The sequence below is a fragment of the Moorena sp. SIO4G3 genome, assembly GCF_010692305.1.
In the GTDB taxonomy this organism is placed as follows: Bacteria; Cyanobacteriota; Cyanobacteriia; order Cyanobacteriales; family Coleofasciculaceae; genus Moorena; species Moorena producens_A.
On the sequence record NZ_JAAHIG010000772.1, the window covers coordinates 1 to 1034 of the forward strand.

A 1034-nucleotide genomic window follows, 5' to 3' on the forward strand; every position below is an offset into this window, starting at 1 on the left:
TTACAGCCCGTTTTATTCTAATGAGGTACAATAACAGCAATGGGTAAACCAATTTTTAATATCTTTCAGAGAGACTTGCTCAAAAGCTTCATCAATTGCATCCACCAAGTGAGGATAATTCCTCGCTCCAATTGACCTTAGTATCGATTTAATCTTTGACCAAAGATGCTCAATCGGCGAAAAGTCTGGTGAATAGGGTGGCAAATAAATTAGACTAGCCCCTGCTGCCGTAATTAATTCTTCGATATTTTTGCTAAAGTGAATTGAGCAATTATCCATAATGACAACAGCTTCATTCCAAAGTTTGGGAACTAATTTACAGGCAATAAATGCTTCAAAGGTTAATCTATCCACTGCTCCCATCACCTCGGCTTTAGCCAGGATTTATTGAAACCCTATAGCTCCAATCACAGAGACATTTTTTCCTCGGTGGTGAGGACGTTTTCCATGAGCTCTTTCTCCTTTTAGAGAGCGGGCTCGTAACCGAGTCATCCCCAGATTCACACCTGATTCATCTATAAATATCAGGTTTTTCGCCAGAAACCCTTGAACTAACTGCCAAAACTCTACTCGCTTAATTTGCACTCGATCACTCTCTTTTTTATCCGCATGAAAGGTTTTTTTTTAAGGTAAACTTAAGCTTTTTCAACATATTATATACTGTGGACCGGCTGATCTGGACTCCCGTTTGATCTGCTAGTAGCTCTTTTAGTTCTTCCAAGGTGGCGTCGTTATGCTTTTCTACCAGACTACCCAGTACTGCCAGTTGTTCATCATTGAGTTTCGTTGGAGTTTGCTTTGTCCGAACTTTAGGAGCTATAGAGCCCGTCTCTCGATATTGTTTCAGTAATTTTTGAATAAAACTCAAAGCCACTCCAAACCGTTTGGCTAACTGCCGTTGAGAAATAGGTTCATTCTCATACACATTGATAATCTTATGACGTAAATCAATAGAATAAGGTCTCACTTTTTTCTTGGTTTGGCTCAAATTATAATATCTTGATTATACCTCACTAGATCTGAAAAGGCTGTAT

General features: G+C 39.0%; 1 pseudogene. It reads right to left on the reverse strand.

Going from position 1 to position 1034, the window contains the following annotated elements:
* Window positions 1-12 precede the first annotated feature (12 nt).
* Window positions 13-967 (reverse strand): annotated as a pseudogene (locus F6J99_RS45335) (IS630 family transposase).
* Window positions 968-1034: the final 67 nt, after the last annotated feature.